This window comes from Achromobacter sp. NPDC008082 (assembly GCF_042957345.1).
GTDB lineage: Bacteria > Pseudomonadota > Gammaproteobacteria > Burkholderiales > Burkholderiaceae_B > Achromobacter > Achromobacter kerstersii_A.
This window is the reverse complement of record NZ_JBIBIB010000002.1, coordinates 1,078,007-1,102,853: the sequence shown is the minus strand read 5'-3', so window position 1 is coordinate 1,102,853 and position 24,847 is coordinate 1,078,007. Positions and strand designations below refer to the sequence as shown.

22 protein-coding genes are annotated in these 24,847 nt (G+C 65.2%); 8 read left to right on the top strand and 14 right to left on the bottom strand.

The window, feature by feature from the left end:
• Positions 1-6 precede the first annotated feature (6 nt).
• From ACFZAI_RS12075 to ACFZAI_RS12060, 4 genes are all read left to right on the top strand, one after another.
• Positions 7-681 carry an amino acid ABC transporter permease gene (locus ACFZAI_RS12075; RefSeq protein ID WP_054428110.1) on the top strand — a complete coding sequence of 225 codons (675 nt, stop codon included), beginning with the start codon at positions 7-9 and terminating at the stop codon, positions 679-681.
• Between the two features lie 160 nt (positions 682-841).
• The gene (argA, locus tag ACFZAI_RS12070) at positions 842-2,200 is read left to right on the top strand and encodes an amino-acid N-acetyltransferase (RefSeq protein ID WP_391567062.1); all 1,359 of its coding nucleotides are present in this window, start codon (positions 842-844) and stop codon (positions 2,198-2,200) included.
• Positions 2,201-2,315: 115 nt separating this feature from the next.
• The gene (locus ACFZAI_RS12065; protein ID WP_006218476.1) at positions 2,316-2,588 is read left to right on the top strand and encodes an oxidative damage protection protein; all 273 of its coding nucleotides are present in this window, start codon (positions 2,316-2,318) and stop codon (positions 2,586-2,588) included.
• Positions 2,589-2,747: 159 nt separating this feature from the next.
• Positions 2,748-4,700, top strand: coding sequence for a phosphocholine-specific phospholipase C (locus ACFZAI_RS12060; protein WP_391567061.1), 1,953 nt, complete (start codon positions 2,748-2,750; stop codon positions 4,698-4,700).
• Positions 4,701-4,724: 24 nt separating this feature from the next.
• Here ACFZAI_RS12060 and phoU read toward each other — a convergent pair whose 3' ends face one another.
• The 5 genes from phoU to rmuC all read right to left on the bottom strand — a co-directional run bounded on the left by phoU (position 4,725) and on the right by rmuC (position 11,108).
• A complete protein-coding gene (phoU, locus tag ACFZAI_RS12055; protein ID WP_391567060.1) occupies positions 4,725-5,450 on the bottom strand; it encodes a phosphate signaling complex protein PhoU in 726 nt (241 codons plus the stop codon).
• A gap of 197 nt (positions 5,451-5,647) precedes the next feature.
• Complete coding sequence (gene rpiA / locus ACFZAI_RS12050; protein WP_391567059.1) at positions 5,648-6,328, bottom strand: ribose-5-phosphate isomerase RpiA; 681 nt, start codon at positions 6,326-6,328, stop codon at positions 5,648-5,650.
• A 38-nt stretch (positions 6,329-6,366) separates the two neighbouring features.
• Positions 6,367-8,064 carry an isovaleryl-CoA dehydrogenase gene (locus ACFZAI_RS12045; protein ID WP_391567058.1) on the bottom strand — a complete coding sequence of 566 codons (1,698 nt, stop codon included), beginning with the start codon at positions 8,062-8,064 and terminating at the stop codon, positions 6,367-6,369.
• Positions 8,065-8,090: 26 nt separating this feature from the next.
• Positions 8,091-9,620 carry an amidase gene (locus ACFZAI_RS12040; RefSeq protein WP_391567057.1) on the bottom strand — a complete coding sequence of 510 codons (1,530 nt, stop codon included), beginning with the start codon at positions 9,618-9,620 and terminating at the stop codon, positions 8,091-8,093.
• A gap of 117 nt (positions 9,621-9,737) precedes the next feature.
• Positions 9,738-11,108, bottom strand: coding sequence for a DNA recombination protein RmuC (gene rmuC / locus ACFZAI_RS12035; RefSeq protein WP_391567056.1), 1,371 nt, complete (start codon positions 11,106-11,108; stop codon positions 9,738-9,740).
• 106 nt (positions 11,109-11,214) lie between these two features.
• Here rmuC and ACFZAI_RS12030 point away from each other — a divergent pair, with 106 nt between their 5' ends.
• Positions 11,215-11,928, top strand: a complete 714-nt coding sequence (locus ACFZAI_RS12030) for a PhoP regulatory network YrbL family protein (protein WP_391567055.1) — start codon at positions 11,215-11,217, stop codon at positions 11,926-11,928.
• 140 nt (positions 11,929-12,068) lie between these two features.
• Here ACFZAI_RS12030 and ACFZAI_RS12025 read toward each other — a convergent pair whose 3' ends face one another.
• The 9 genes from ACFZAI_RS12025 to ACFZAI_RS11985 all read right to left on the bottom strand — a co-directional run bounded on the left by ACFZAI_RS12025 (position 12,069) and on the right by ACFZAI_RS11985 (position 20,954).
• Positions 12,069-12,791, bottom strand: coding sequence for a DNA-3-methyladenine glycosylase (locus tag ACFZAI_RS12025; protein WP_391567054.1), 723 nt, complete (start codon positions 12,789-12,791; stop codon positions 12,069-12,071).
• A gap of 17 nt (positions 12,792-12,808) precedes the next feature.
• Positions 12,809-13,165, bottom strand: coding sequence for a Spx/MgsR family RNA polymerase-binding regulatory protein (locus ACFZAI_RS12020; RefSeq protein WP_391567053.1), 357 nt, complete (start codon positions 13,163-13,165; stop codon positions 12,809-12,811).
• Positions 13,162-13,971 (bottom strand): ABC transporter permease subunit, encoded by an 810-nt coding sequence (locus ACFZAI_RS12015; RefSeq protein ID WP_054428120.1) that lies wholly within the window; start codon positions 13,969-13,971, stop codon positions 13,162-13,164. Before ACFZAI_RS12015 ends, ACFZAI_RS12020 begins: the two co-directional genes overlap by 4 nt.
• Positions 13,968-14,888: an ABC transporter permease subunit gene (locus tag ACFZAI_RS12010; RefSeq protein WP_391567052.1), complete on the bottom strand. Its 921-nt coding sequence runs from the start codon at positions 14,886-14,888 to the stop codon at positions 13,968-13,970. The genes ACFZAI_RS12015 and ACFZAI_RS12010 overlap by 4 nt, the downstream gene beginning before the upstream one ends.
• Positions 14,885-16,012, bottom strand: coding sequence for an ABC transporter ATP-binding protein (locus tag ACFZAI_RS12005; protein ID WP_391567051.1), 1,128 nt, complete (start codon positions 16,010-16,012; stop codon positions 14,885-14,887). Before ACFZAI_RS12005 ends, ACFZAI_RS12010 begins: the two co-directional genes overlap by 4 nt.
• A gap of 6 nt (positions 16,013-16,018) precedes the next feature.
• Complete coding sequence (locus ACFZAI_RS12000) at positions 16,019-17,122, bottom strand: polyamine ABC transporter substrate-binding protein (RefSeq protein WP_391567050.1); 1,104 nt, start codon at positions 17,120-17,122, stop codon at positions 16,019-16,021.
• A gap of 142 nt (positions 17,123-17,264) precedes the next feature.
• Complete coding sequence (locus ACFZAI_RS11995; protein WP_391567115.1) at positions 17,265-17,933, bottom strand: 3-deoxy-D-manno-octulosonic acid kinase; 669 nt, start codon at positions 17,931-17,933, stop codon at positions 17,265-17,267.
• 67 nt (positions 17,934-18,000) lie between these two features.
• Positions 18,001-18,423: a group II truncated hemoglobin gene (locus ACFZAI_RS11990; protein ID WP_175172000.1), complete on the bottom strand. Its 423-nt coding sequence runs from the start codon at positions 18,421-18,423 to the stop codon at positions 18,001-18,003.
• Entirely contained in the window at positions 18,423-20,954 is a 2,532-nt protein-coding gene (locus ACFZAI_RS11985) for an ABC transporter permease (protein WP_391567049.1), read from the bottom strand. The genes ACFZAI_RS11990 and ACFZAI_RS11985 overlap by 1 nt, the downstream gene beginning before the upstream one ends.
• Positions 20,955-21,057: 103 nt before the next feature.
• Here ACFZAI_RS11985 and ACFZAI_RS11980 point away from each other — a divergent pair, with 103 nt between their 5' ends.
• From ACFZAI_RS11980 to ACFZAI_RS11970, 3 genes are all read left to right on the top strand, one after another.
• The gene (locus ACFZAI_RS11980; RefSeq protein WP_391567048.1) at positions 21,058-22,032 is read left to right on the top strand and encodes a TRAP transporter substrate-binding protein; all 975 of its coding nucleotides are present in this window, start codon (positions 21,058-21,060) and stop codon (positions 22,030-22,032) included.
• Between the two features lie 124 nt (positions 22,033-22,156).
• Positions 22,157-22,657: a TRAP transporter small permease gene (locus ACFZAI_RS11975; protein WP_175172002.1), complete on the top strand. Its 501-nt coding sequence runs from the start codon at positions 22,157-22,159 to the stop codon at positions 22,655-22,657.
• Between the two features lie 36 nt (positions 22,658-22,693).
• Complete coding sequence (locus ACFZAI_RS11970) at positions 22,694-23,971, top strand: TRAP transporter large permease (RefSeq protein WP_391567047.1); 1,278 nt, start codon at positions 22,694-22,696, stop codon at positions 23,969-23,971.
• Positions 23,972-24,847 lie beyond the last annotated feature (876 nt).

Sequence of the window (24,847 nt, the reverse complement as noted above, 5' to 3'; positions counted from 1 at the left end):
AATGGCATGGATGAAATCCTGCAAAACTTTTTCAATCTGAATATCTACAAGAATGTCGCGCCCTACCTGCTGCAAGGCTTGGGCCGCACGCTGTTGCTGTCGGCGATGGTGATTCCAGTGGGGCTGGCCTCGGGCCTGTTGATCGGCGTGCTGTCGATCACGCTCAAGCGGCGTTGGGCGCGGGTGCTGCTGGCGGTCTATATCGACTTTTTCCGTGCGCTGCCGCCGCTGGTGCTGCTGATCTTCATCTACTTCGGCGCGCCGTTTCTGGGCCTGGACCTGCCCAAGCTGCTCGCCGTGGCCATCGGCTTCATGCTGAATAATTCTTCTTATTATGGCGAGGTGTTCCGAGCCGGGCTGGAGAGCGTGCCGCGCGGCCAGATCGAAGCGGCCCGCTCCACCGGGCTGTCCAGTTGGCAAACGCTGTGGCATGTGCAGATTCCGCAAGCCACGCGCAACGTCATGCCCGACCTGATCAGCAACACGCTTGAAGTGGTCAAGCTGACCACGCTGGCCAGCGCCGTGGCGCTGCCCGAGCTGCTGCGGGTGGCGCGCGACGCCCAGTCGCTGGTGTACAACCCGTCGCCCATTGTGCTGGCCGCGCTGTTCTACCTGATCCTGCTGTGGCCGGTGGTGCGCCTGTTGAGCCGGCTGGAGCACCGGCATCTGCCGGGGCATTGAGACTGGCCGTGGGCGGCGCGCAACAAATCCTGTCACGCGTTGCAACGGTGGGGGAGCCTTGCGGCCATATAATTCCGCGTAGCGCCGCCCCCTGGCGGCGCGAGCGGCAGGCCCAAGGCCACGCCGTCCCGCGATCTCATAGGACCTTGCAACGCACATCATGCCCGACCTGGAACCCGACACCGTCTCCGCCCTTGAAGCCCCAGAATTCGCACCCGCCCAGTTCGTCCGATGGTTTCGAGACGTGGCGCCCTATGTGCATGCATTCCGAGGCAAGACCTTCGTGGTGGCGTTCGGCGGTGAACTGGTGCAGGCTGGCGCGCTGAATGCGTTGGTGCAGGATTTGTCGTTGCTGTCGTCGCTGGGCATCCGCCTGGTGCTGGTGCACGGCTCGCGCCCGCAGGTCAACGAGCAGTTGCGCCTGAAGGGTTACACGCAGCAGTTTGACCGCGGCCTGTCGCCCACCGACGCCGCCGCGCTGGAATGCGCCAAGGAAGCGGCGGGCGAAATCCGCCTGGATATCGAAGCCGCGTTCAGCCAGGGGCTGCCCAACACGCCGATGTCGCACGCGCACATCCGCGTCATTTCTGGCAACTTCGTCACCGCGCGCCCGACCGGCGTGCTGGAAGGCGTGGACTACAAGCACACGGGCCAAGTGCGCAAGATTGACGTCGACGCGCTGAAGTTCGCCATCGAGAAAGGCTCGTCGGTGGTGCTGCTGTCGCCGCTGGGCTTCTCGCCCACGGGCGACGCCTTCAACCTGGCCATGGAAGACCTGGCCACCAGCGTCGCCGTGGCGCTGCGCGCGGAAAAGCTGATTTTCCTGTCCAGCTCGCACGGCGTGCTGAACGACGACGGCACGCTGGACACGGAACTTGCCCGCGTGGACGCCGACGCGCTCTTGGCGGGCGGCGAGCTCGACGAAGAAACGCACGCGTTCCTGCAATACGCATCGCTCGCGGTCAAACGCGGCGTGGCGCGCGCCCACCTGCTGCCGTTTGCGCTGGATGGCAGCGTGCTGCTTGAAATCTTCACCCACGACGGCGTGGGCACCATGGTGGTGGAAGACACGCTGGACGATCTGCGCGCCGCCACCATCGACGACGTGGGCGCCATTCTGAGCCTGATCGAACCGCTGGAAGCCGACGGCACCTTGGTGCCGCGCCCGCGCAGCGTGATCGAACGCGACGTGGAAAACTTCACGGTGCTGGAGCACGACGGCGTGATCTACGGCTGCGCCGCGCTGCATACGTTTGCCGACGAGCAGATGGCTGAAATGGCCTGCCTGATCGTGCATCCTGAATGGCAAGGCTCCGGCGAAGGCGAAATCCTCTTGCGCCACATGGAGTCGCGCGCGCGCGCCACCGGCGCCAAGCGCCTGTTCGTGCTGACCACGCGTACGTCGCACTGGTTCATGAAGCGCGGTTTCGTCCAGGGCGGCATCACCGACCTGCCCCGCGAAAAGCAGAACAACTACAACCGTTCGCGCAACAGCCTCGTCTTCATCAAGAAGCTGTAGCCGGCCGGCCACGGCCTGCCCGGGCGGCCAGACCGCAGGGCTGGAAGGGGCTTGGCGCCCTCTGGACGCCAAGCCCGCTAAAATACGCCGTTATCTATCTTTCCGGCAGCGAAACATGTCCCGTATCGTCAACTGTGTGAAATTGAAGCGTGAAGCCGAAGGGCTGGATTTTCCTCCCTACCCCGGCGAGCTCGGCACCAAGATCTGGCAGAGCATTTCCAAGGAAGCTTGGGAAGAATGGAAGGCGATCCAGACGCGTCTGGTCAATGAAAACCGCCTGAACCTGGCGGACGCCCGCGCACGCAAGTATCTGAAAGAACAGATGGAACGTTTCCTGTTCGAAGACGGCACCGTCGAAGCCCACGGCTACGTCCCGCCGTCGGCCTGATCTGGCTATGCCGCCCTGCCCACAGGCAACGCGCGGCTCCCCCACGAAGCCCCTCCGCCCACGAGGGGCTTCGTGTTTTTCGGCCTGTGTCAGCTTTATCGTGGCACGCCAGCACGCCGCCCTTAAGATTGCTGGATTTCAGGCCGTATTAAGGCTGTCATGAAAGAAGAATCGCGCTCGCCCCGTCCCGCCGACCCGCCGTCGTCCATCCAGCGCGCCGTGGCGATTGCCCCTGATCGCAAGACGGGCACGCTGCAAGATGTGCAGCACGTCGTCATCCTGATGCAGGAAAACCGGTCGTTCGACCATTACTTCGGCACCCTGCCCGGCGTGCGCGGCTTTGCGGACCCGCATCCTTTGCCCACCTTGGCCGGCAATGTGCTGACGCAGACGGACGGCGATACGCGCTGCCGCCCCTATGCGCTGCAAGCGGAGTACGCCAGCCACACGCCCGTGGGCTACATCACGCCGCACACCTGGGACGATGCGCAACGCGCGTGGAACGACGGCCGCATGGACCAATGGCTATCCGCCAAGAGCCGTTTGGGCATGGGGGCTTACACAAGCGCCGACGTGCCGTTCCAGACGGCGCTGGCCAATGCCTTCACGCTGTGCGACGCCTATCACTGTTCGCTGCAAGGCGGCACCAATCCGAATCGCCTGTTCTTGTGGACCGGCACGAATGACCCTGCCGGCCTGGCGGGCGGCCCCGCGCTGGTCAATCACTTTGACCGCTTGGGTCCCGCCCGCGAAGGCTACGCCTGGACCACCTACCCCGAACGCTTGCAGCAAGCCGGCGTGGACTGGCGCATCTATCAAGACATGGCGGACAACTTCCACGACAACCCGCTGGCCGGTTTCCAGCAATACCGCCGCGAACACGCGAGCGGCGCGGCGCACGCCCCGTTGCGCGACCGCGGCCTGTCCACCTGCACGCTGGATGATCTGGCGCGCGACGTCGCTGCCGGCACGCTGCCGCAAGTGTCCTGGATCATTGCGCCCACCGCAGACTCCGAGCACCCCGAGGTCTCGTCGCCCTGCCAAGGCGGCGCCTACACGGAACGGGTGCTGGACATTCTGACGGCGAATCTCGACACCTGGAGCCGCTGCGTGTTTCTCGTCACCTATGACGAGAACGACTGCTTCTTCGACCACATGCCGCCGCCCGCGCCGCCCGCCCGCTGCGCGGATGGCGAGTCCGGCGGCCTGTCCACCGTGGAGCTGGACGGCGAATACCACGACGCCAGACACGGCCGCAGCGCCGCCACCTCTGAAGACCCCGCCAGCCTGCATGGCCGGAGTTTCGGCCTGGGGCCGCGTGTGCCGATGCTGGTGGTGTCGCCGTGGAGCCGTGGCGGCTGGGTCAATTCACAAGTGTTTGATCACACGTCGGTGATCCGCTTTCTGGAAGCCCGCTTCGGCGTCGAAGAACCCAACATCAGCCCCTGGCGCCGCGCCGTGGCAGGCGACCTGACCTCCGCCTTCGACTTCGCGGGCGACCGGGGCGCGCATCATCACGACAGCAACCGCCACGCCTGTCCGCTGCCGTATGCGCTGGATGCCGTGGGCCGCATCACCGCCGATGGCGAGCACTACCGGCTGACCTTGCGCAACCCGGGCAGTGTGGCCGCCGTGCTACATGTGTATGACCGCAATGATCTGGCGCGCGCGCCCCGCCGCTACACCGTGGGCGCGGGCGCCCGCCTGGATGACGGGTGGCGCGTGGGCGCTGGCGGCGCGTACGACCTCTGGCTGCTTGGGCCCGATGGCTTTCACCGGCAATTCCGCGGGGATGCGCGCGATGCCGGCCTGCTCGAAACGCAACTGGTGCCAGTCACGTCGGGCCTGCGCCTGCGCCTGGTCAATCACAGCGACATGCCGCAGCCCGTCAAAGTGGAATCCCACATGGGCGATGGCTGGCGCGCCATGGCGCACGTGGAGGCCGGCGGCGCGCTGGAGCTCAAATACGCCGGACGCGAAGGCTGGTACGACCTGGAAATCAGCACACCCGCCATGCCGGCGTTCGGACGCCGCCTGGCCGGGCGCATCGATGCCGGCAAGCCGGGCGTGCCTGATCCTCGCCTGTGTCTGGGCGCTACCCTGCCGCTGTAAAACCGGCTGGCGGCTGGGCTGGGCTTATTTGTCTTCGTCGTCCGGCTCTTCTTCACCGCGCGCCAGGCGCTCGGTGTTCTTCACGCCGGTGTGACGCACGTCGGCGCCCTTGACCATGTAGATGACGCGTTCGGACATGTTCTTGGCGTGGTCGCCAATACGTTCCAGCGCGCGCGCAATGAAGATCATGTCAATGGCGCGCGAGATGGTGCGCGGGTCTTCGATCATGTAGGTGATCAGGTGGCGCAGCGCGCCCTTCCATTCCTTGTCCACTTCCTTGTCGCTGCGCACGACGGCGGCGGCCAGGATCGGGTCAAGGCGCGCGAACGCGTCCAGCGCCTGATGCAGCATGGTGCGCACATTGGCGGCCATGTGGCGCAGTTCGATCACGGGAATATGGCGCAGTTCCGCTTCATGGATGCGGCGGGCAACGGTGGCGACCTTTTCGGCCTCATCACCGGAACGCTCCATGTCGGTCAGCATCTTCGACACGGCCATCAGCATGCGCAGGTCGATGGCGGTGGGCTGGTGGCGGGCCAGGATGCGGCTGATGCTTTCGTCGATCTCGACTTCGTGGCGGTTGACTTCCTTTTCCCGCTCACGGACTTTATCCACCAGCGACAGGTCGCCCGTGGCCAGCGCGTCGATCGCTTCCTGGATCATGGCTTCCACCAAGCCGCCCATTTGCAAGAACTGCGAACGGACGCTTTCCAGATCGGCGTCGAACTGCTTGTTTGTATGCTCCGTCATCCGGGCTCCCTGCGTGGTTGATCTCATTGCATTGCCCCGAAATAAGAGAGTTACGAGATGGGCCTGCACAACCGGCAAGGTTATGACCCAAGTGTGACAGGATTATGAATCGGGCCTCCGCCGCCCGCAAGGCGGAGCGGCGGTGGCAATGCGCAGGCAGCGCGTAACGGCGGAAAGTGGCGCGGCGAGGCCCGGAATTACGCCACGCGATCCAGGCGGCGAATGCCGTTCTGGGTGGCCAGCAAGGCCACATCAGCGCCTGCCAACGCGAACAGGCCGCAGGTGACGACGCCTGGCAGATTGTTCACGCGGGCTTCGAACGCCAGCGGGTCTTTGATGAGCAGGCCCGATACGTCCAGGATGATGTTGCCGTTATCGGTGACAAAACCTTCACGCAGGCGCGGCTGGCCGCCCAGCAGGGTCAATGCGCGGGCCACGGATTCGCGCGCCATCGGAATCACTTCCAGCGGCAGCGGGAACTTGCCCAGGGTGTCGACCAGCTTCGATTCGTCGGCGATGCAGATGAAGCGCTCGGCGACCGAGGCCACGATTTTCTCGCGCGTCAGGGCGCCGCCGCCGCCCTTGATCATGTACAGATTCGCGTCGATTTCGTCGGCACCGTCGACATAGATCGGCATCGTCGAGACGTCGTTCAAGTCCAGCACTTTCAAGCCGTGAGCGGCCAGGCGGGCGGCGCTGCGCTCGGAACTGGCGACGGTGCCGGCAATGCGGCCCTTGAAACGCGCCAGGCCATCAATGAACAGGTCGGCGGTGGAGCCCGTGCCCACGCCGATGATGGCGTCCGGGCCGGCGACGGCTTCAACGAATTCCAGGGCGGCGTCGGCGGCTTGCTGCTTGAGTTCTTGCTGGGAGAGCATGGCGGAGTAATGCGGGAAGGTTGGTTAAGCCAGGAAATTTAGCATGCGGCGGCGGGCCAGGCCCGCGACAGGATGACAGACGTATCCACCCCCGCCGCCAGTTCACCAAAAACGCCGCCATCGGCATGCAGGCGGCTGGCGACGAACGCCTGCGCGACCGCGTCGGGCGCGTGCTGGATCAACAAGGCCGCCTGCCACAGGCGCGCCAACCCGCAAGCGATGCGCCGTGCCTGGAATTCCGCCTGGCTGGTATCCGCCAACATCGCGCGCCATTGCGCCACCGCCTGGTCGAACGCGCGGTGCTGGCCGGCAGCGGCTGCGAATTCCTGTTCCAGCGCGGGCAAGGCGTCGGGCTCGCGTTGCAGGGCGCGCAGCACATCCAGCGCCATCACGTTGCCCGACCCTTCCCAAACGGAATTGACAGGGGTTTCACGATAAATACGGGGCATGGGCCCCTCTTCCACATAGCCGTTGCCGCCCCACACTTCCATGCATTCGGCGACCGCGCTGATCGCCCGCTTGCAGATCCAGAGCTTGGCCGCCGGCGTGCCCACACGCACCAGCGCGCGGTTCAGCGCGCCATCCTGCACGCGTTCTTGTCCGCTTTGTTGTCCGCCTCCGCGCCCATCCACCGCACGCGCCAGCCGCAGCGCCAACACCATCGCCGCCTCGCTTTCCAACGCCAGGTCCGCCAACACATTGCGCATCAGCGGCTGGGCGATCAGCGGCTTGCCGAACGCGTGCCGATGCTGGGCATGATGGATGGATTGCACCAGCGCCTGCCGCAGCAGCGCGGCGCTGCCCAGCACGCAATCCAGCCGCGTTGTGGCGGCCATTTCCAGCAGCACCGCCAGCCCGCGCCCCGGTTCGCCCACCATGACGCCCCAGGCGTCTTCGAATTCGACTTCGGCGCTGGCGTTGCTGCGATTGCCCAATTTGTCTTTCAAGCGGCGCACGCGCACGGCGTTGCGGGGGCCATCCGGAATCCAGCGCGGCACGAACAGGCAACTGAGCCCTTCGTCCGTCTGCGCCAGCACCAGATGCGCATCGGCTTGCGGCACCGAGAAAAACCACTTGTGTCCCACCAATTGGTACGCGTTGCCGCGGCCCGGCGCGCCCAATGGCGTGGCGCGGGTGGTCACCGCACGCAAATCAGAACCGCCCTGCTTTTCGGTCAGCCCCATGCCGATCAGGGCGCTGCGCTTGGCCGCAAGCGGCGCGTCGGCGGCGTCGAACTCGCGCGAGTACAACGCAGGCAGCCACTGCCCGGCAAAATCCACGGCGCCCGCCGGTTCACGTTGCAGCAGCGGCACGGCGGCAAACGTCATGGTGGTGGGGCACAGCGTGCCGGCTTCAACCTGCCCTTGCATCAGATACGCCGCGGCCCGCGCCACTTGCGCGCCCGGCACCGGTTGCGCCCAGGCGCGGCTGTGCAAGCCGCGCGCGACGATGCCGCTCATCAGCACGTTCCAGGCCGGGTGGAATTCAACGTGGTCGATACGATGACCGTTGCGGTCATAGCTCATCAAACGGGGCGGGCAACGGTTGGCCTCGGCGCCAGCCGCCAGCGTTTGCGCGCGGCCCAGCCACGCGCCATGCGCGGCCAGATCGCCCGACCAGCCGTCGGCCCCTTCGCGGCGCACCGCCTCGCGCAAGGCCGGGTCCGTGTCGTACAGGGAATAGTCTTCCAGGGCGGGCGCCTGGTTCTGCACGGTATGCGTCGCAAACGAAGACATGGCGGCTCCCTGGAGCATTCGGCTATTTATCTGGCCATGGGCGCCACCAACGCCCAGGGCCGCAAGGCCTCGACCTGCGCGGCCAGCTCCAGCAGCAGCGCTTCGCTGCCCAGCGGGCCCATCACCTGGATGCCGATCGGCAAGCCGTCAGACGACATGCCAAAGGGAATGGAAATCGCGGGCATGCCGGTCAGGTTGGCCAGGGGCGCAAAGGGCGAATAGCCGATCACGCCCTTCTTGCCCAGACGGTAGGCCAGGTAATCGGCGTTGTCCATGGCGTAGCGGCCGATGGGCGCGGGCGGCTGCGCCAGCACCGGCGTCAGGAACAGGTCATAGCCATGCGCGCCGTCGCGATGCAGGAAGCGGCCGATGCGGCGCGTGATTTCGTGGCAGGTATCCACGCACGCCACATATTGCGAACCCGAGATCGCGCGGGCGTACTCGCGCGCGCCCAGCGTCGTGGGCTGCAATTCGTCGGCGGCCAAGCGGCGACCGCGCGCCGCGACGAAACTGTCGATGGCATTGGCCGCGGCGCTGGCGATCAGCGGCAGCATCGGCGACAACACCTCTTCCGACCCCACCGGCGGCAAGGCCGGCACCAGTTCATGGCCCAGCGCGGCGAAAAAGCGCGCGGCCTCATCCAAGGTGGCGGCCACTTCGGGGTGGATGACCCCGCCTTCATAGGTGGTGTTGATAAAAGCGATACGGCGGCGCGGGGCGCTTTGCGGATCGGCCGACACGCGCGCCACCACGGCCCGGTAGGATTCTGCAGGCTGCGCCGGGGCCGCATACGGCGCGCCCACGTCGGCGCCCGCGCTGATATCCAGGGACGCGGCGCAGTCGCGCACCGAAATTGTCATCATGTGCTCGGTAGCCAAGCCGCCCCAGCCTTCGCCCTTCAGCGGACCCAGCGGCATCAGCCCGCGCGACGGCTTCAGGCCCAGCACCCCGCAGCACGATGCCGGAATGCGAATGGAGCCGCCGCCGTCGCTGCCGTGCGCGATCCGCACCATGCCGCTTGCCAGCGCCGCCCCCGCGCCCCCGCTGGAGCCGCCCGCGCTATGGCCGGCTTTCCAGGGGTTTTGGGTGGGAGGCCCATAGGCCGGGGATTCCGTCGTGGGGCTCAAGCCCAGTTCGGCGCTGGTGCTGCGGCCAAACGGAATCAGGCCCGCGTGGCGATAGCGCTTGACGATCTCGGCGTCGACGTTCCAGGCGACATGGCCGTACAGCACCGATCCCATCGCGCTGGGCAGGCCGAGCGCGGCGGTGCCCAAATCCTTAAGCAAGGTCGGCACGCCCAGGAATGGGCGGTGCTGCAATTGCGCCTGCCGCTGCTCGGGCGACAGCGCCGCCAGTTCGTCGTCCAGGGCCTGGGCCAGCCGCAGGCCTGTTTCGGCTTCGACGCCGCAGGCCGCGTTGATCGACGGATTGCGCGCCGCTACCCGGTCCACCGCCTGCTGCATGGCAGCACGGGCGGTGATGACCCCTAGCGCGATGTCGGCGCCCAGCGCCGTCGCGTCGAGGGAAGAGGAATCATGGCGTTCAGCGGTGCTCATGCTTACGATGCTCCAGGGTTCGACGGCGAAATGCCGCACATGCCAGGATATCGACAGTCTGCGCAGGCAACAAGCACGCACGGCCTGGGGCGGCCGCGCAACGTCAAGACAACGGGATCAGTTCGTGCCTGCGGGCGAGGCGCTGCGCGGCTCGGCGTCCTCATCCAGGTCGTTGTCGTTGTCGTTGCCGTTGTCCGCCGTGCCGGCCTCACCCAATAGCCTCAGGGCATCAGCTTCCGGCAAGGCTTCGACGTTTTTCAGGTTCTTCAGCATGGCGCGGGTGCGCACTTCGGTCAGGCCGATCTTGTTGCTGGCCGTGTCCAAGGTCTTTTTCACGCTGGCCAGGGCGTCGCCGAATTTGCCGAATTCGGTCTTGACCGCGCGCAGCACCTGCCAGACTTCCGACGACCGCTGCTCGATGGCCAGGGTGCGGAACCCCATCTGCAAGCTATTGAGCAGCGCCGCCAGATTGCTGGGGCCGGCCACGTTGATGCGCAGGTCATGCAGCTTGTCGAGCAGGCCGGGGCGGCGCAGCACTTCGGCATACAGGCTTTCGGTGGGCAGGAACATGATGGCGAAATCGGTGGTGTGCGGCGGCGCGACATACTTGCTGGCGATCAGCCGCGCCTGCAATTCCACCGCCCGGCCCAACGCCGCGCCCGCCGCCTTGACGCCTTCGGCATCCGCGGCGTCTTGCGCGTCCATCAGGCGTTCGTATTCTTCCTTGGGGAATTTCGCGTCGATCGGCAGCCAGACGGGCTCGCCGCCGTCGCCACGCCCCGGCAAGCGGATGGCGAATTCCACGACCGCATCGCTGCCCGGCACCGGCTTGATGTTGCTGGCGTATTGGTCGGGCGTCATGTTGTCTTCAATCAGGCGGGCCAGTTGCACTTCGCCCCAGGTGCCGCGCGACTTCACGTTGGTCAGCACGCGCTTCAGATCGCCCACGCCGGCCGCCAGCGCCTGCATTTCGCCCAGCCCCTTGTGCACGGCTTCCAGCCGGTCGGACACCAGTTTGAAGGACTCGCCCAGGCGCTGCTCAAGCGTGGCATGGAGCTTTTCGTCCACGGTGCGGCGCATTTCATCAAGCTTGGCGCTGTTTTCGGTTTGCAGCGACTGCAAGCGCTGGTCGACGGTGGCGCGCACTTCCATCAGGCGGCGCTCGTTGATCTGGATCAGCCCCTGCAATTGCTCGCCGAAACCCGCGGCGAAACGCGCCAGGGATTCGGCCGATTCCGCCCGCGCCGCCCGGGTGGACTCCGCAATTTCGCTGCGCAGGCCGCGCTGGCTTTCCGCGATATCGGCGCGCAAGGCGCGTTCGGTGCGTTCCAGACCCTCAAGCAGCGCGTCCAGACGCGCATCCCTGGCGGGCGGCCGCAGGCACGCCAACAACGCCGCCAAACACGCCAATACCGCGCCGACGGCGGCAACCCAAAGCAGAATGTCGTTCAAAAGTGGCCTCTCCAAAGGCGGAATTGTAGGACGCATCCCCCCGCCGTTGTAACCAAGCGACATGAAATTGCCACGGATCTGGCCGTTGCCGGCGCTCAACGGGATTAAACTGCCCCTACTTTGAACTGATCGCTCGACCCCATTGAATCCTGCTGACCTTCCTTCCTGTCAGCCGTCGGTGTCGTTCCAGTCCGTTTTCGGCCCACTGGATCTCGACGCCGAGGCTCCGCTCGCCATCGGCGGCGACCGCCACATTTTTCAGCACCCTCACGCCGCCTCCCTGCTGGTCAAAGTCGTGGACATGCGGGCGCGCGCCGTCTACCTTGAGGCGCGGCCGCTCAAGCGCTGGTACAAGCAGTTTCAGCGCGAAAGCGCGTACCGCGTGTATCTGAACGAGCTGTCGGAATACGTCACCACCACCACCCGGCCGTCAGGCGTCTGGCAGGTGCCCATGGCGCGCATCGTCGGGGTGGCGCAAACCTCGCTGGGGCTGGGCCTGCTGGTCGAGAAGATTACGGATGCCGCCGGCAACATCGCCCCGACCGTCACCGATCTGGCCAAGCAGGGCCTTGTGGACGCCAAGTTTTTCGAACAGCTGGACGAGTTTTTCGACGACCTGGCCGATGCCCATGTTGTGCTGCACGACGTATCGGCCAGCAATATTGCCTGCGGCCAGAACGCCGACGGCAAGCCCGGCATGTACCTGATTGACGGCTTTGGCGTGCTGCCGCTGGTGCCGCTGTACGCCTGGAGCAAGCGGATGAATCGCTGGCGCATGTTCCGCAAGTACCGGAAAATGCGCCGAACGCTGGAAGAAAGAATCCGGACGATGGGCCAGGGTCAGAATCAGACTTAGGCGGTTCCACTCGGGCAGCCCGAATTCAGGCAGCCCCGACTCAGGCAGCCCCGACTCAGGCAGCCCCCTACTCAGGCAGCCCCCACTCAGGCCCCCCACTCAGGCAACCCCCACTACGCGCCCCGGCTCGGCCGCCCTGCTTACGGCGCGTCTGGCAGCACCACGCCCTGCCGGTCCACCCACACATAGTCATGCCCCGCTCGTTGCCCGCGCCGCAACGGATTACGCGTGCAGACCGTCGCGTAGGCCGGGTCCACATAGCGGTAATGCAGATGCTCGTCGCGCCCCATGGGGATGCCCAAGCGAGTCGTGCAGATCAGCGTATCGGGTGAATCGCCCACATCCTCCACATACAGCGCATCCGGATCAAAGCGGCGGGCGTCCCATTCCGGCACCCGCAAGCCCAGCGCGCGGCACAGCAGCGTCTGGCCTGCGCATAGCCGCGACGGCGGACGCGGCTGGCCTTGGGCATCCGGGTTCAACTGCTGCATGCGGGCCAGCGCGTCAGGGCCGGAGAGCGCGTCCGTCCACGGATGGGCCGATTTGATCAGCACGGCGTTGCCCGGCCCGGCGGCGCTGAAATTCAGCGAGTCGCCGCCGCGCGCGTAATACATATAGATGACGCCGCCGTCCATGAACAGCGCGCGACGCTTGTGCGTGTAGCCCAGCGACGCGTGGCTGCCCTTCTCTTCCAGGTAATAGGCTTCGGTCTCGATGATGCGCGCCGACAGCCACAGCCCGTCTACGCGATGGCGGATGACCTTGCCCAGCAGATCGCGCGCCAGCGTGGCCGCATCACGGTCAAAAAAGGCATCGGGCAACGCCTTGCCGGCGCCGCGCGATGCCTGGATGGAAGACGCCATCACGTTGGGGGCCAGCGTCAGGCGAAGCGTTCGCCGTAGCGCTTTTCGCTGAAGCCCACGGTGACCTCGCCATCGGGGGTGACGGTAACCGGGCGGCGCACCAGCGCCGGGAATTCCGCAATCAGCTGGCTCCATTCGGCGTCGGTTTGGGCCGACTTGCGGTCTTCGGGCAGGTTGCGCCAGGTCATCGACGTGCGGTTGACCAGCTTTTCCCAGCCGCCCACTTTTTCCGACCACGATTTCAGCGTGGCGGCCGGCACGGGATGATCGCGGTAATCCACAAACGCGTGGTCCACGCCATGCTCGGACAACCAGTCACGCGCCTTGACGCAGGTGCTGCACTTGGTCAGCCCATACAGAGTGGTTTGCTTCATTTGGATTCGGACTCCTTGCGCCATTGCAGGCGGTTGGCCAGGATCACGCACGTGCCCACCGCCAGGATGAACAAGGTGGCCAGCGCGTTGATCTCGGGTTTCAGCCCCAGGCGCACCCGCGAGAACACTTCCATCGGCAGCGTGCTGGAACTGGGACCGGACAGGAACGACGCCAGAACGACGTCGTCCAGCGACAGCGTGAAAGACAGCAGCCAGGCCGACGCCAGGGCGGGCGCAATCAGCGGCAGCGTGATCTTGAAGAACACGGTGATGGGGGTGGCGCCCAGATCCAGCGCGGCCTCTTCCAGCGAGCGGTCGAGGTCGCGGATACGCGTCTGGATGACGACCGCCACAAACGCCATGCACAGCGTCACGTGGCCGACCCAGATCGTGAACACGCCGTTCTCGGCGGGCCAGCCCAGGCTGCCGCGCAATTCCACGAACATCAGCAGCAGCGAAATGCCCAGCACCACTTCGGGGATGACAAGCGGCGCGCTCAGCATGCCGACGTACAGCGCAAAGCCGCGGAAGCGCCCCATGCGCCCCAGCACATAGCCCGCCCACGTGCCGATGATGACCGCGGCCGTCGCCGTCATCGCCGCGATGCGAAACGACAGCCAGGCCGCGCGCAGCAGCGCATCGTCATTGAACAGCGCGTGATACCACCGGAACGAAAAACCCGCCCACGACGTCACGGTGGGCGACTCGTTGAACGAGAACACCATCAGGCTCAGGATGGGCACATACAGGAAGAAATACCCCAGCCCCAACACCACGGCGCGCAAGGTCTTGTTGGGACCTTTCATTTGCGGCCTCCGTTCGCCAGTTCCTGCTGCTTGACCTGGTTGTACTGGAAGATCACCAGCGGCACGAGCAGCAACAGCACCATCACGCACGTCACGGCCGACGCCATGGGCCAGTCAGCGTTATTGAAGAATTCGTTCCACATGACGCGGCCCATCATCAGTGTGTTGGCCCCGCCCAGCATTTCCGGAATCACGTATTCGCCCACGGCCGGAATGAACACCAGCATGGCGCCGGCGATCACGCCCTGGCGCGACAGCGGCACGGTGATCTGCCAGAACGCCTGCCAGGGCTTGGCGCCCAGGTCATACGCGGCTTCCAGCAAACGCAAGTCCATCTTCACCAGCGTGGCGTACAGCGGCAGGATGAAGAACGGCAGATACGCATAGACCATGCCGATGTACACCGCCACATCGGTGCGATAGATTTCCAGCGGGCTGGAAATAATGCCCAGGCTTTGCAGCAGGTTGTTCAACAGGCCGTCGTTACGCAGGATGCCCACCCACGCATACACGCGCAGCAGCAGCGACGTCCAGAACGGCAGGATCACGCCCAGCAGCAGCAAGTTGCGCACGCGCGGCGAGGAACGCGCGATGTAATACGCAATGGGGTAGCCGATCAGCACGCAGATCAGCGTGGTGATGCCGGCGATTTTCACCGAGCTCAGGTAGGTCTTGAAATACAGGCTGTCGGTGAACAGCAGGATATAGCCGCGCAAGTGCAGGCTGAACTGCACGGCCTCGTCCTGGAATTCGGCCAGCGAGGTATACGGCGGAATGCCGAATTTGACTTCGGCAAAGCTGATCTTCAGCACCAGCAGGAAGGGCAGCAGCAGGAACAGCACCAGCCAGGCGAACGGCGGCACCACCGCCAGCGCCCGGCCCGATGGCAACCAGTCGCGGGGCGAAAAGCGGATCATGACGCCAGCACCGTCGCGCTGTCTTCGCCCCAGCTGACGAAGATTTCTTCGTCGATACCCGGGGCGTCCATCTGCGCCAAGAGCAGGCTGGGCACGCTGGCTTCTACCGTTTTGCCGGAGTCCAGGCGAATCTGATAAAGCGCGTAGCTGCCCATCCACGCCATGTGGCTGACCATGCCGTGCGCCCAGTTGTATTCACCCGGCGGCTGCTCGCGCGACACCACCAGGCGCTCGGGCCGGATGGAGACGTGCACTTCCATGCCCAGCGGCTCGCTCACGCCGTGGTTCACGAACAAAGGCCGCGTCAATTCGCCGCATTCGATGGCGACGTGATCGGGCTCGTCCACCACGATGGTGCCGGTGAACATATTCGTCGACCCGATGAAGCTGGCCACGAAGCGCGAATTCGGGAACGCGTAGACGTCCTGCGGCGTGCCGCATTGGACGATCTGCCCTTCGGTCATGACGGCCAGGCGGTGCGCCATGGTCATCGCTTCTTCCTGATCGTGCGTGACCATGATGCAGGTCACGCCGACTTGTTCCAGAATCTTCACGAGCTCGATCTGCGTCTTCTGGCGAATCTGCTTGTCCAGCGCGGACATCGGTTCATCCAGCAACAGCAGCTTGGGCCGCTTGACGAGACTGCGCGCCAGCGCCACGCGCTGCTGCTGGCCGCCCGACAACTGATGCGGCTTGCGGCGCGAATAGCCGGCCATCTGGACGAGGTCCAGCGCTTCGAACACGCGGTCGTGGATTTCGGCGCGGTCCACGCCTTCCTGCTTCAGGCCGAACGCCACGTTGGCTTCGACCGTCATGTGCGGGAACAGCGCGTAGGACTGGAACATCATGTTCACGGGCCGGCGGTAAGGCGGCACGCTGGTGATGTCTTCGCCATCAAGCAGAATCTGCCCGGAGGTGGCGTCCTCGAAGCCCGCCAGCATGCGCAGCAAGGTCGACTTGCCGCTGCCGGAGCTTCCCAGCAGCGCGAAGATCTCGTTGCGCTTGACGGACAGGTTGACGGAACGCACGGCGACCACATCGCCAAAAATCTTGACCACATCGGAGACCCGGACGAACTCGTCCGGGTCCACGGTATGCGGCGCCGAGTAACGGCTATCGCTCATGATGACTTATCTTCCAGACTTCAGCTCGGACCACATCCGGTTTTGCAGGCGTTGAATGTTCAAGGGCAGCGCCTTGATCACATACAAGGTCTTGGAGACCTCGGCCGGCGGGTAGATCATGGGGTTGTCGGCCACGTCCTTCACCACGTACTGCCGCGCCTCTTTGTTGGCGTTCGGGTAGAACATGGTGTTGGTGATGGCGGCGTGCACCTTCGGCGTTTCAATGTAGTTGATGAACGCCAGGGCCTCTTCGGGATGCGGGGCATCCTTCGGAATGACCATCAGGTCGAACCACGCGGGCGCGCCGCCCTTCGGGATGAAGTAGTTCACTTCATACGCCTTCTTGGCTTCTTGCGCGCGCTTGCGGGCGATCATCACGTCGCCCGAAAAACCGTAGACCATGCACAGGTCGCCCACGGCCAGCTCGTCGATATAGCCCGACGAGCTGAACTGGCGGATGTACGGGCGGATCTGCTTCAGCACATCCAGCGCGGCCTTGTAGTCGTCGGCGTTAGTGCTGTTGGGGTCTTTGCCCAGGTACTTCAGCACGGCGGGGAACACCTGCGCGGCTTCGTCCAGCATCGAGATGCCGCACTCTTTCAGCTTGGCGGCGTTCTCGGGCTTGAAGATCATGTCCCAGTTGGCCAGGTCGACGTTGTCGCCCATGATCTGCTTGACCTTGGTGACGTTGTAGCCCAGGCCGTTGGTGCCGTAGCCCCACGGAATGGCGTACTCGTTACCCGGGTCGACGGTGGCGACCAGCGCCATCACTTCGGGGTCCAGGTACTTCCAGTTCGGGATCTTGGACTTGTCCAGCTTCTGGAACAGGCCGGCCTCGATCTGGCGCGAGGCGTAATGGGTGGACGGGACAACGACGTCGTAACCCGACTTGCCCGCCAGCAGTTTGGCTTGCAGCGTGTCGTTGCTGTCGTAAACGTCATAGCGGACCTTGATGCCGGTTTCCTTTTCGAAACCCGGAATTGTGTCCGGCGCCGTGTATTCGGCCCAGTTGTAGACGTTGACGACCTTGTTCTGAGCGACCGCCGGCGAAGCCGATGCCGCAACCAGCACCGCGCCAAGCGCCCAGCGCATTCCCGCCCTTAGTTCCATTACGAGCCCCCTTGCTGTATGCCGTGTATGTCAGGACTACCAAAAGGCGAAATGATAAAGCCTTTTAGCGATCACCTGCCCAACTTTGCCGGGTAATTGACGCAATTAGGGGCCGATGTCGGCCCCTGGCGTGTCTGGCCTGTCAGGGCTGCACGCCCACGCCCCAGGCCGTCCAGTAGCTGTCGCGCATTTTCATCCAGAAACGGTCGCCCTCTTCGCCCGCCACCTTGACGAGCGAGCGGCGCAGGCGGTCCAGATTGCCCTGGCGCTGACGCTCGGACAACGCGCCTTGCGTGCCGCGGTCGAAATCGATCAGCCAGACGCGGTCATCGCTGCCGATCAGGATATTGAAGGCGTTCAGATCCGCATGCCATACGCCCGCCCGGTGCATGCGGACGATGGCGTCGGCCACCGCGCCCCAAATCGGTTCCGCCAGCGCGTGAGCCAGCGGGCGCACGCCGGGTATGCGTTCGACCACGATGGCCGCACGGTAGATCGGCCCCTGGCGCCAGTAGGCGGCGGCCAGCGGCGCTGGCACGGCCAGCCCTTGGGCGCGCATGGCGGCCAACAGGCGGTATTCACGAAAGCTGCGGGTGCGGTCCTCGCCGTTCCACAGATAGGCGTCGCGGCTGATGCGCGCGATCATTCCGCCGCGCCGGTAGCGCCGCAGCACGCCCTGCCAACCCGGCCCCTGCACAAACCAGGCGGCTTGCCGGCCGCCTGCGTCCACGGGGCGGGCGCGGTCGCCGTAATGGGCGGGGTTGAAGATTTCGGGTCCGGCTTGCGCCAGACGCTGCGCGTCGCTCAGCATGGCGCCGGCCAGCGGCCCCGGCCAGGACTGGCGCTGCGCGCCGGATCGGGAGTCGTGGGCCTTGCCTTCAGCCTTCACGGTTGCGCATCCAGTCGGCCACGCCGTAGAAAGATTCCAGCAGCCGTTCCACCAGCGCCGGGGCGATGCCCTGGTCTTCCATGGCGCGGCCGATGCAGGTCACCCACTGGTCGCGCTCGATCTCGCCAATCGAAAAGGGCAAGTGCCGCGCGCGCAGCCGGGGGTGGCCGAAACGTTCGATGTAGTGGTCGGGGCCGCCAAAGTAGCCGCACAGGAACCAGAACAGCTTGTCGCGCGCGTCGTCCAGGCTGGGGCCGTGCGCGGCGCGCAGTTCTTTCAGGTCAGGCTCCATGTCCATCAGGTCATAGAAACGGTCGACCAGCGCACGCACGCCGGGTTCGCCGCCAAGAAGGTCAAAAATACTGCTGGAATTTTCCACGGGTTCGCTAATGGTATGGACGCGGGTCGTCATCAGGTTTCTCGAAGGGTGACGAGCGGCGGCGTGCGCAACACGCCGCGCAGGGCCAGTGCGCCGCCCGCCCAGGCGCCCAGCATACCCGCGCCGATGCCCGCCAGCCACGGCCAGAGGCTGAGGGTAATGGTGAAATCGAACACCTGGGTTGATAAAACCCAAGCGATGGCGGTGGCGCCGGCCGCGGCCAACAGGCCCGCCAGGCCGCCCACCGCCCAGAGTTCGATGCGTTGGGAACGCGCCAGCTGCGTGCGCGTGGCGCCCAGCGCCCGCAGCACCGCCGCTTCGCGCATGCGCTCGTCGCGGGTTGCCGTCAGCGCCGCCGACAACACCAGCACGCCTGCTGCCAGCGTGAACAGGAACAGCAGCTGCACCGCCTTGCCCACTTCATTCAGCACGGACTGCAATTGTTGCAGGATGGCGCCCACGTCGAACACGGTCAGGTTCGGGAATTCGCGCACCAACGCGGGCAGCACCGGCGCTTTTTCGGGCGGCAGGTAGAAAGAAGTGATCCAGCTTTGGGGCATGTCGGCCAACGCGGCGGGGGTCAGGATGGCGAAAAAATTGACGCGCATCGTATCCCAATCCACGCGCCGGGTGCTGGAGACGGCGGCCTCGACCTGCTGGCCCGCCACGTCAAACGTCATCTTGTCGCCCAGCTTCAGCCCCAGCGTCTTGGCCAGGCCAGACTCCAACGACACCTCGGACGACCCGGGCGCGAGCCACCGGCCCTGCTCGATCTTGTTGGACGACGGCATCTCGTCCGAGTAGGACAAATTGAACTCACGGTCCACCAGCCGCTTGGCGCGGGGTTCTTCGTAGTCGTCCGGCCCCACGGGCTTGCCATTGATGGCGATCAGACGGCCCCGCACCATGGGCGACAGCGTGATGCGACCCAGCCCTTCGCGGGTCAGCGCATCGGTCACGGCCTGGCGCTGGTCGGGCTGCACGTTGATCAGGAAACGGTTGGGCGCATCCGGCGGCATGGTGCGCTGCCAGCCCTGGATCAGGTCGGTGCGCGTCATGGTCAGCAACAGCAGCGCCATCAGGCCCACCGCCAGCGCGCAGACCTGCGTGATGGTGGCGGCGCGCCGGCGCACAACGCCCGCCAGCGCAAAGCGCAGCGCCGGCAAGCCGGCCGCCAGCCCACGCAGCCGCGCCAGGCCCAGAATGCACAGCCACGCCACCAGCGCGAAGACGACGAAGGCGCCCAGAAAGCCCCCCGCCACCACCGCGCCCAGCTTGGCGTCTCCCGCGAACCACCAGATCAGCAACGCGAAACCTGCCGCGCCCAGCGCATAGCCGAACGCGCTGCGGGCGCTGATCGTGTCGGCATCACGCCGCAGCACCCGGGCCGGCGGCACATGGCGCAGTTGCGCCAGCGCGGGCAAAGCGAAGCCCAGCAGCAGCAACAGCCCGGTCAACACGCCCTGCAGGGCAGGAATGGCCGACGGCGCGGGCAGGCTGGTGTCGATCAGCGAACCCAGCAGCATCACCAGCACCTGGTGCACGGCATAACCCAGCAGGCAGCCCACCACCGACGAAAGCAGGCCGACCAGCGTGAATTCCAAGGTCAGCATCCGCGACACCTGGGATTGCACCGCGCCCAGGCAACGCATGACGGCGATGCCATCGCGGTGACGCGTCATGTAACGGCCAGCGGCCAAGGCCACGGCCACCGCCGAAATCAGCACCGCCAGCAAGGCCACCAGCGACAGGAAGCGTTGCGCGCGGTCCAGCGTGCGGCGCACTTCCGGCCGGCCCGACTCCAGCGTGGCGACCTTCTGCCCGCGCTTCAGGTTCTGATTGAGCCAGGTGGCGTAGCCCGCCACGGCGTCCGGCTGGCCGGCCACCAGCATGGCGTAACCGATGCGGCTGCCCGGTGCGATCAGCCCGGTGGCAGGCAGGTCGCTCGCGCGCAGCAGCACGCGCGGCGCCACGTTGACGAACTGCATGCCGCGATCCGGCTCATAGGTAATCACGCGGTCAACCCGCAGGTGCGCGTCGCCCACATTCAGCGTGTCGCCCACTTTCAGGTTCAACAGAGACAGCAGCTGGGCATCGACCCAGACCGCGCCTTCGGGCGGGATGTCGCGCGTGACGGCGTCGGGCGCGAAGGGGGCATCGGCCACGCGCAGCGCGCCGCGCAAGGGGTAGCCGGGTTCAACGGCCTTCAGCGCGGCCAGTTGCGCGCCGTCGCCTGCGCCCACCATGGACGGAAACTGCCAGGTGCTGGATAAGGTCAGGCCGCGTTCGCGCGCCTGGTCCAGGAAGGGAGCCGGCACCGGCTCGTCGGCGTCCAGCACCAGATCGGCGCCCAACATCTGGCCCGCGTCGCGTTCCAGCGCGCGGCTGACGCGGTCGGCCAGAAAGCCCACGCTCGTCACCGCGGCCACCGCCACGACCAGCGCCAGCACCAGCAAGCGCAGCTCGCCCGCACGGGCGTCTCGCATCATCATCCTGGCGCCCAGGCGCAGGGTGGACCATAAACCGGGGCGCTTGGCCTGTGACATATCAGGGAAATCCATCATTCAACATAGTTAAAAACCGGCATAGACGGCGTCCGAATCCCGATATCATCCCGGGGCGGGAGGCAACGCCGCCCATAAAGATACCTAAATACCGGAGAAGACAATGCGTAAATCCTGGCTTGCGGCCACGATTCTGGCCGCCTGCGCGGCCGCCACATCCCTGCCCTCGGCAGCTCAGAACACCTTGAAGATGGCCTACGCCCTGTCGGCTTCGTCGCACTACGGCGCTGGCGCCGAAGCCCTGGCCAAGTCGCTCGAGGCATCGACCAACGGGAAGTACAAGGTACAGCAATTCGCCAACAGCGCGCTGGGCGGCGAGCGCGAAGTGATCGAAGGCCTGCAGATCGGCACCATCGACCTGGCCATCGTTTCGACAGGCGCCACCCTGAATTTTGTTCCCGAGACTGGGGTTTTCGATATCCCCTTCCTGCTGCGCGACCTGCAACACGCGCGCACGGTGCTCGACAGCAAGATCGGCCAGGACATGCTGGCCAAGTTTCCCAGCCGCGGCATCATCGCCCTGGCCTGGGGTGAACAGGGCTTTCGCCACCTGACCAACAACGTGCGCCCGGTCAAGACCCCGGCGGACGCCAAGGGCCTGAAGATTCGCACCACGGAAAACCCTATCCACATCACGGCTTTCCGCCAGATCGGCATTCTGCCCACGCCCATGGCCTGGCCGGAAGTGGCCACCGCCTTGCAGCAAGGCACCATCGACGGCCAGGAAAACCCGCTGTCGGTGATCACGTCGGCCAAGCTGTCGCAAATGCAGAAGTACCTGTCCTTGACCGGCCACGTGTACGGCCCGGCGCTGGTGCTGATGTCGGCCAACGTCTATGACGGCCTGTCGGCTGCCGACAAGGCCAACTTCGACAAGGCCGGCAAGGACTCCGCCCAAGCCATGCGCGCCTACGTCGACAACATCGAGAAGACCGGTGTCGAACAGCTGAAGAAAGAAGGCATGCAAGTGTCCGAGGTGGACCGCGCTGCATTTGCCGCCGCCGTCGAACCCGCGTACCCCGAGTACTACAAGAAGTTCGACAAGAAGCTGATCGACTCGATCCGCGACACCAAGTAATCGGGGCTCGCCCCATTGATTGGGCGCGTAGTCCATCTATTGGGCGCGTAGCCCTTGGCGGCGGGATTCCGGTCCCGCCGCTTGCCGTCCCCATCCTTTGCGCCCTTCGCTATCGGGATTCATCATGCGTTTGCTCTGCGCTTTCGACCGCGGCCTGTTCAAGCTGGTCTCGGTCCTTGCCCAACTTTTGCTGGTGGCCGCCGCGGCCGCCGCCTTCTACCAGGTCATTGCCCGCTTCGTGCTGCACTCACCCGCCGACTGGAGCGAGGTGCTGACCCGCGCCCTCCTGATCTGGACGGTGCTGCTGGGCGTGGCCCTGGCCTTCCGCCACGGCGCCATGATCAGCGTCGAACTGCTGCGCAACCTGCTGGGCGGCACGAAGCGCCGCGTGCTTGAAGCGGTGATCGGCTTGATCTGCGCCAGCTTCCTGGGCTTTCTGGCCTGGATCGGCGGCAACATGACCTATCGCGTGCGCTTCCAGACGGTGCCTAGCCTGGACATTTCCATTTCCTGGATCTACCTGGCCATTCCCGTGGGCGCAACGCTTGCCGCCATCGCCGTGCTGGCCCGCTGGTGCGCCGGCGAAGAAGAAGACGTGCCTGTGCGCAACGACGCGCAAGGCTAAGCCGCCCCTTATCGAACCTGAGCAGCAGATATCGCCATGTCTCAAATAATGATTGTCTCGATGCTGATTTTCTTCGGGCTGTCTGTGCCGGTCGCCGTGTCGATCGGTTTGGCCAGCCTGGCGGGCGTCGGCACCGCGGGCCTGCCGTGGGTGGTCGTCGCCCAGCAGCTGTACGCCGCACTGGACAAGTACCCGCTTGTCGCCATCCCCTTCTTCATCCTCGCCGGCAACCTGATGGAAGCCGGCGGCATTTCCGAACGCATGGTGGAATTCGCCAAGAGCGTGGTGGGCGGCATCCAGGGCGGGCTGGCCTGCACCTGCGTGCTGACCTGCATGATCTTCGCCGCCGTGGCCGGCTCCAGCGTGGCCACGACGTTCGCGGTGGGCGCAATCCTGATTCCAGCCATGATCCGGCACGGCTACCCGGCCCCCTTCGCGGCGTCATTACAGGCCAGCGCGGCGGAGCTGGGCGTGATCATTCCGCCGTCGATCCCGATGATTCTGTTCGCCGTGTCCACCGACACCTCGACCGGCGAGCTGTTCATTGCGGGCGTGATGCCGGGCATCCTGATCGGCGTGGCGCTGATGTTCTACGTGTGGTTCTACGCCAAGCGCAACAACCTGGGCAAGCGCGACGGCGAAGGCCGCCTGCCGCTGTGGCCCGCGTTCAAGAACGCCTGGCTGGCGCTGTTGATGCCGGTCATCATCCTGGGCGGCATCTACGGCGGCGTGTTCACGCCGACGGAAGCGTCCGTGGTGGCGGTGATGTACGCGGTTGTCGTCGGCAAGTTCATCTACCGCCGCTTGAGCTTCAAGCAACTGTCGGTGACGCTGCACAAGTCGGTGGTGTCAACGGCAGTGATCATGTTCGTGATCGCCAACGCAGGCATCTTCAGCTTCCTGCTGAACCGCGCAGGCATCCCGGACGCGCTGGGCGTCTGGCTGTCGCAGATCTTCGATACGAAGTTCTCGTTCCTGATGGGCGTGAACGCCGCACTGTTCGTGATCGGCATGTTCATCGAAACGTCGGCATCGATCGTGGTGCTGGCGCCGTTGCTGCTTCCGGTGGCGCTGAAGTTCGGTGTAGAGCCGGTGCACTTCGGCATCATCATGGTGGTCAACCTGGCATTGGGGATGATTACCCCGCCGTTCGGCGTCAATCTTTTCGCGGCGTGTGCCGTGGCGAAGCTGCCGCTTGAGCGGTTGATCAAACCGCTGATTCCGTTTGTCGGGGTGGTGATTGTTTGCCTGATGGTGATTACTTATTGGCCGGGGTTATCACTGGGGTTAAGGGATTTGGTTTACGGGAAGTGAGCGGGTTGATTTAGCGGGTTGATTTGGCGGGTGGCGGAAGATGCTGGTATAGGTCGCCCGTCGGCGCGGTGGCCCTGACGGCGCGCGCCCACGATTGCGGTCCGGAGCCTTCGCTCCGGACTGCCCCGTCGTCATCTTCGTTGCGGCCTACGGCCGCTGCCTTCAGATTCCCTCGGGCGCATCGAGGTTGCGCACCGTCAGGGCCACCGCGCCGACGGGCTGCCGATGTCTTGGATCGGGGCGCCGCTAGGATTTGCCTTAATCACGAGTGCAACGGGGCCCGCCGAGTGCCGGCCGCGCGGGCGGCCTTACTCGGCATACGCGTCGGTGGTCGACTGGGCGGCGGTCGCTTTCGCGGATTTTTAGAGCTGTTTGCTAATGTCCTTCCCGATTTTTTTTGGGGAGGAGAAAGATGGCGCGCAGCGCGCACTGTCTTGCGCATGCCGACCCATTGCGCGCCACGCACCGGGGTTCAAGTGCCGGCTGTCATTTTTGCGAGCCACACACCGGGTTTCAAGTGCCGACTGCCATTCGTAGGATGAGAAATGCAGTCTGATTGCAGATCCATTCGCGGATTTTTAGAGCTGTTTGCTAATGTCCTTCCCGATTTTTTGGGGGGGAGAAAGGTGGCGCGCAGCGCGCACTGTCTTGCGCATGCCGACCCATTGCGCGCCACGCACCGGGGTTCAAGTGCCGGCTGTCATTCGTAGGATGGGAAATGCAGTCTGACACCGAAATTACGAACAACGCCGCCACACGCGAAGCGAACACCGCGACGACGCACCACGACGCGTAAGCTCCAAAAGGCCGCCCGCGCGGCCGGCCTGGAGCGGGCCCCGCAAGATCTTCCCCCACCCCAAAATTCGTGGCGAGAAC

What these genes read in the sequence shown, in the direction of transcription:
- ACFZAI_RS12010 (WP_391567052.1), bottom strand. Translation starts at nt 14,888, where the DNA reads ATGATCCGCTTTTCGCCCCGCGACTGGTTGCCATCGGGCCGGGCGCTG.
- ACFZAI_RS12015 (WP_054428120.1), bottom strand. Translation starts at nt 13,971, where the DNA reads ATGAAAGGTCCCAACAAGACCTTGCGCGCCGTGGTGTTGGGGCTGGGG.
- rpiA (WP_391567059.1), bottom strand. Translation starts at nt 6,328, where the DNA reads ATGCTCTCCCAGCAAGAACTCAAGCAGCAAGCCGCCGACGCCGCCCTG.
- rmuC (WP_391567056.1), bottom strand. Translation starts at nt 11,108, where the DNA reads ATGCGTCCTACAATTCCGCCTTTGGAGAGGCCACTTTTGAACGACATT.
- ACFZAI_RS12005 (WP_391567051.1), bottom strand. Translation starts at nt 16,012, where the DNA reads ATGAGCGATAGCCGTTACTCGGCGCCGCATACCGTGGACCCGGACGAG.
- ACFZAI_RS12060 (WP_391567061.1), top strand. Translation starts at nt 2,748, where the DNA reads ATGAAAGAAGAATCGCGCTCGCCCCGTCCCGCCGACCCGCCGTCGTCC.
- ACFZAI_RS11980 (WP_391567048.1), top strand. Translation starts at nt 21,058, where the DNA reads ATGCGTAAATCCTGGCTTGCGGCCACGATTCTGGCCGCCTGCGCGGCC.
- ACFZAI_RS11985 (WP_391567049.1), bottom strand. Translation starts at nt 20,954, where the DNA reads ATGATGGATTTCCCTGATATGTCACAGGCCAAGCGCCCCGGTTTATGG.
- ACFZAI_RS12040 (WP_391567057.1), bottom strand. Translation starts at nt 9,620, where the DNA reads ATGAGCACCGCTGAACGCCATGATTCCTCTTCCCTCGACGCGACGGCG.
- ACFZAI_RS11970 (WP_391567047.1), top strand. Translation starts at nt 22,694, where the DNA reads ATGTCTCAAATAATGATTGTCTCGATGCTGATTTTCTTCGGGCTGTCT.
- ACFZAI_RS11990 (WP_175172000.1), bottom strand. Translation starts at nt 18,423, where the DNA reads ATGACGACCCGCGTCCATACCATTAGCGAACCCGTGGAAAATTCCAGC.
- ACFZAI_RS12020 (WP_391567053.1), bottom strand. Translation starts at nt 13,165, where the DNA reads ATGAAGCAAACCACTCTGTATGGGCTGACCAAGTGCAGCACCTGCGTC.
- argA (WP_391567062.1), top strand. Translation starts at nt 842, where the DNA reads ATGCCCGACCTGGAACCCGACACCGTCTCCGCCCTTGAAGCCCCAGAA.
- ACFZAI_RS11975 (WP_175172002.1), top strand. Translation starts at nt 22,157, where the DNA reads ATGCGTTTGCTCTGCGCTTTCGACCGCGGCCTGTTCAAGCTGGTCTCG.
- phoU (WP_391567060.1), bottom strand. Translation starts at nt 5,450, where the DNA reads ATGACGGAGCATACAAACAAGCAGTTCGACGCCGATCTGGAAAGCGTC.
- ACFZAI_RS12045 (WP_391567058.1), bottom strand. Translation starts at nt 8,064, where the DNA reads ATGTCTTCGTTTGCGACGCATACCGTGCAGAACCAGGCGCCCGCCCTG.
- ACFZAI_RS11995 (WP_391567115.1), bottom strand. Translation starts at nt 17,933, where the DNA reads ATGCTGAGCGACGCGCAGCGTCTGGCGCAAGCCGGACCCGAAATCTTC.
- ACFZAI_RS12000 (WP_391567050.1), bottom strand. Translation starts at nt 17,122, where the DNA reads ATGGAACTAAGGGCGGGAATGCGCTGGGCGCTTGGCGCGGTGCTGGTT.
- ACFZAI_RS12025 (WP_391567054.1), bottom strand. Translation starts at nt 12,791, where the DNA reads ATGGCGTCTTCCATCCAGGCATCGCGCGGCGCCGGCAAGGCGTTGCCC.
- ACFZAI_RS12075 (WP_054428110.1), top strand. Translation starts at nt 7, where the DNA reads ATGGATGAAATCCTGCAAAACTTTTTCAATCTGAATATCTACAAGAAT.
- ACFZAI_RS12065 (WP_006218476.1), top strand. Translation starts at nt 2,316, where the DNA reads ATGTCCCGTATCGTCAACTGTGTGAAATTGAAGCGTGAAGCCGAAGGG.